This is a genomic window from Rhodopirellula sp. UBA1907, from assembly GCF_002337565.1.
GTDB lineage: Bacteria > Planctomycetota > Planctomycetia > Pirellulales > Pirellulaceae > Rhodopirellula > Rhodopirellula europaea.
This window is the reverse complement of sequence record NZ_DDGH01000059.1, coordinates 1-3,584: the sequence shown is the minus strand read 5'-3', so window position 1 is coordinate 3,584 and position 3,584 is coordinate 1. Positions and strand designations below refer to the sequence as shown.

Genomic DNA, 3,584 nt, shown 5'->3' with positions numbered 1-3,584 from the left:
GCGGAGTTTGGGACGAATGGTACCTGCGGTTCCCGGGCGACAAGATGGCTTGGTTGGCCGAGGCTCAAGGCCAGTTGCACCTGACGTTTGAACGGCCGGTGCGATCGAAGTCACCCTTGCCGGAATTCGATTCGCTATCGCTGGGCCAGGTCGTTCACTACGGCGGACAAGATTTGACGGTCGCTGAGTTAGGCGTCGCGAAAGCGAGATCTGCTCAAGGCGAAATCCCTTGGCAGTTTCGTCCCAACGATGACCATCGCTATGTGGATTTGCATGGAGCTCCGGAACCCGACGGCGGAGCGTGGTTCGCGACCTTCGATTATTCGAGAGGCGAGCAGCACACGTACATCGGCCGCACGGTCACCAAAGACAAACTGAACCTGTCGACTCCCGATTGGCAGCCTGATCCTGGATCAGGAACGATCGCGGTCGCATCGCTCCATCTGAATTGCCCAAAGTGTGGCGGTTCGCTGGACCTTCATGCACCGAAAGAAACACTGCGAGTTGGTTGCCAACACTGCGGTGCGTTGTTGTCCAACGATGATGGGCGGCTGAAATTGCTGACGATGTTGGAACAACGTGAGATGCACACGTCGTTGCCGCTCGGCATTCGAGGAACCATCGAAGGCACCGAATACATCATCATCGGCATCATGGCTCGCTTCGTTCGTTATGCGGGCACCACGTATCCTTGGACGGAATACCTGCTCTACGCCCCCGGCGTCGGCTTCCGATGGTTGGTCGAAAACGATCGGCATTGGTCATTCGTCCAGCCCGTCACCGGACACGCGATGGACCCTCTGTCCACTCGCCTTCGATACGACGGCGATTCTTTCCGCATCTACGATCGCGCCACAGCGATTGTGCGTCACGTGATCGGCGAATTTTATTGGAAGGTTCAGCAAGGGAACTGCGTCGAGACTGCGGACTTCATTGCCCCGCCAAGAATGCTGTCGATCGAAGACAGTTTTGAAGGCAGGACACACGAACGTGTTGTGTCTCTGGGGACGTACATGAAGCCCAGGGAGATTGAGGCCGCATTCGGAGTCGAGAACCTGACGCGTCCATGGGGCGTCGGTGTGATCCAACCTTCGCCAAAAATCCCCTTTGGAGTTTGGCTCGCCTGGGCTGGATTCTGCTTCTACATGTTCATCATTTACCTCGGCAACCATCGCTCGGCGTCATCCGCAACACCGTCCGCTGACGGCTGGATGCTGTTTTACGGGTTGCTGTTTGTTTCAGCGATTCCGATTGGTTGCCTGGTGTTCATACACAACTTCGAAGTTTCCCGCTGGAAAGACAGCGACTTCAGTCCCTACGCCAGCAGTGATGACTGATGAAAATACTACGAATCTATTTGATCATCGGCGTGCTCGTTTGCTGCTGGTATTCCGTCGCCGCGTTCCGAGGTTGGCAGGCGATCAACTTTGGGATTGTCGACAACATGGGCAGCAGCGGCGGCGGTCGGGCCTACGGTGGTTCGTGGGGCGGCGGAAAGTAGCCAACGAAACCCGGCCCACTCGCGACGTGTATCGCAGCGACACGCGGCACTCATCAAATCAACACACAACACTCCAACAAATCCAAACCAAACGAAAAGGTAGAGAGCATGATTGATCAACTACGTGGCTTGGCACAATCCGACTCCGTCGTGGTGGATCCGGTACCCGCAACCGGCACAAGCCTGGATTTGCTGCTGCAGCATCTGATCGCTGCTTGCGTGTTCTCTGTGGTTGGAATCGTTGTCTTCATGGGCTGTCTGGTGCTGATGGAAAAGCTCACGCCTTTCTCGATCCTGCACGAGATCGGTGAAGAACACAACTTGGCCGTCTCGATAGTCGTCGCCGCCATCGTGCTCGGCGTCTCCATCATCATCGCCGCCTCCGTGATTGGTTGAACCGGCACACTGAATTAGCTTGGCTCCGTCGTCAAGCCATTGTCGCAACTGATCCCCACTTCTCAGCCTGCGAATCGAACGACCGTTGCTTGCCTGGATGCTGACGGACAACGTTTCTCAAATTGCAAAACAGAGCATTTCATGCACAAGACAGAGCTCATTGCGAATGCGCGTTCGAGATGCTGCAAGCACATTTGTTTTGGAACCATATTCGGTCTTCTATCTGCGTTCATATCCGGATGCTTACCCACGCCAGCACTCCGAGTATCCCAACTTCACGGAAAAGTCATCCCGCGCGGCGAAAAGATGATCGACGTCGATATGTCCGGCACCAAAATGAAGGACGGTGACATCTATTTCATCAGCCGCCTGTGTTCAAACAGCCCAGAACAATACGAGCATATCCACACACTGGATCTATCCGATACACGCATCACAGACGACGCCCTCCGCCGCATCGTATTGCAGGAGGAGAACTCATTCCCACTCAGAATCAAAGTGTTGAAGTTGACCAACACCAACGTTTCAGAAGCTGCGATCAAGAACCTTCAGAAAGCTGTTCCAAATTGTGAAATCATACGGTAGCGAGCACTTCTGACGATTTTGTTTGGACATCGCGCTGAAGTACAACGCTTTTGCCAGCGAGTGGACGAGCGTTTTCACCGCGAATGAACGGCTCATCCGAATGCAGAGAAGGAAGATCGAATTGCCTGCAGTGCTCCCTATAGCTGTTGATCGACTGAGCATCGTCTATGCTTTCAGTACCGAGGAAAAATTGTAGGGAAGTGGCGTTTGCGAGTTGGTCACTGCTCCGAAACTGATCAAACAGATTCCCATAGCGAGAACGCTGCTCGATGGCCGAACCTCTCTCAAAATCACAGCAGTCACTTCGGGGCCGCAAGATCGCAGACATGACAGACCACCAGCTCCGTGACTGGATCCAAGCCTGCGAAAAGATGGAGAACTGGGTGGGTCACGCGAAAGCTCGACGCGGTTGGCGACTGAGCGGCGTCCAAGCTGAGAAGGAGCTCGATCGCCGGAACAGCACATCCAAAGCGAGGTAAGCGCGTTTGCGTCTTGATTTCCACTCTGTTGAATGTCTTGTTTATCTAGTTCTCCGTCGTAACCATTCCGGTCGTGCAGGTATCGTGTCCCACCAGCCTTCCAGCAATGTCCTGGGCTTCGTATCTGTCACTTGGGACGTGCGGTTACGCTGTTGTCGTTCGCTCGACTCCAAAATCTACAACGCAACTGGCAGGGACTTTCTCCGATGAACAATCCCTACGAACCGATCTCGCGAGATCCCGAATCGACCGTCGTTCAGAGCAACCCTCGAACGGTTTGTCACTTCACATCGGTCATCGCTGGCTTGGGATGGTTGGGTGCAACCAGCTACGCAATGTTGATGTTTCATCAAGCAGATACAACGATCGAGGCTCCCCAACTCGGTAATGCTGTGACAGGCTCCGTCATGGTGTCGCTCATCGTTTGGTTTGCTTTCGTCCGCACTTGGTATGGAAACTCACGCCTCTTGTGCGCCGTCTTCACCGCCACATTGATCGTAGTTCAAGGTGCTGCGATATATATGCTGGGCGGTTGATTGAACACGTCAACTGAAAAACACGTCAACCAAAGAGGTCGTGCAGTTTTGAAGTGCCGTGCTCGCAAGGTTGAAATCACCCTCCTG

Annotated in this window: 5 protein-coding genes; all 5 read left to right on the top strand. The window is 54.1% G+C overall.

Annotation, left to right across the window (positions count from 1 at the left end; genetic code table 11):
• On the top strand, window positions 1-1,337 hold a 1,337-nt coding region (locus tag B2R17_RS12880; RefSeq protein WP_286764299.1), incomplete at its 5' end, for a DUF4178 domain-containing protein.
• The gene (locus B2R17_RS12875) at window positions 1,337-1,501 is read left to right on the top strand and encodes a hypothetical protein (protein WP_007328617.1); all 165 of its coding nucleotides are present in this window, start codon (window positions 1,337-1,339) and stop codon (window positions 1,499-1,501) included. The genes B2R17_RS12880 and B2R17_RS12875, both read left to right, overlap by 1 nt.
• 108 nt (window positions 1,502-1,609) lie before the next feature.
• Window positions 1,610-1,897 (top strand): DUF350 domain-containing protein, encoded by a 288-nt coding sequence (locus B2R17_RS12870; RefSeq protein WP_008655170.1) that lies wholly within the window; start codon window positions 1,610-1,612, stop codon window positions 1,895-1,897.
• A gap of 321 nt (window positions 1,898-2,218) precedes the next feature.
• A complete protein-coding gene (locus B2R17_RS12865) occupies window positions 2,219-2,482 on the top strand; it encodes a hypothetical protein (RefSeq protein WP_286764298.1) in 264 nt (87 codons plus the stop codon).
• A 685-nt stretch (window positions 2,483-3,167) separates the two neighbouring features.
• Window positions 3,168-3,497: a hypothetical protein gene (locus B2R17_RS12860; RefSeq protein WP_286764297.1), complete on the top strand. Its 330-nt coding sequence runs from the start codon at window positions 3,168-3,170 to the stop codon at window positions 3,495-3,497.
• Window positions 3,498-3,584 lie beyond the last annotated feature (87 nt).

What these genes read in the sequence shown, in the direction of transcription:
- B2R17_RS12860 (WP_286764297.1), top strand. Translation starts at nt 3,168, where the DNA reads ATGAACAATCCCTACGAACCGATCTCGCGAGATCCCGAATCGACCGTC.
- B2R17_RS12865 (WP_286764298.1), top strand. Translation starts at nt 2,219, where the DNA reads ATGTCCGGCACCAAAATGAAGGACGGTGACATCTATTTCATCAGCCGC.
- B2R17_RS12870 (WP_008655170.1), top strand. Translation starts at nt 1,610, where the DNA reads ATGATTGATCAACTACGTGGCTTGGCACAATCCGACTCCGTCGTGGTG.
- B2R17_RS12875 (WP_007328617.1), top strand. Translation starts at nt 1,337, where the DNA reads ATGAAAATACTACGAATCTATTTGATCATCGGCGTGCTCGTTTGCTGC.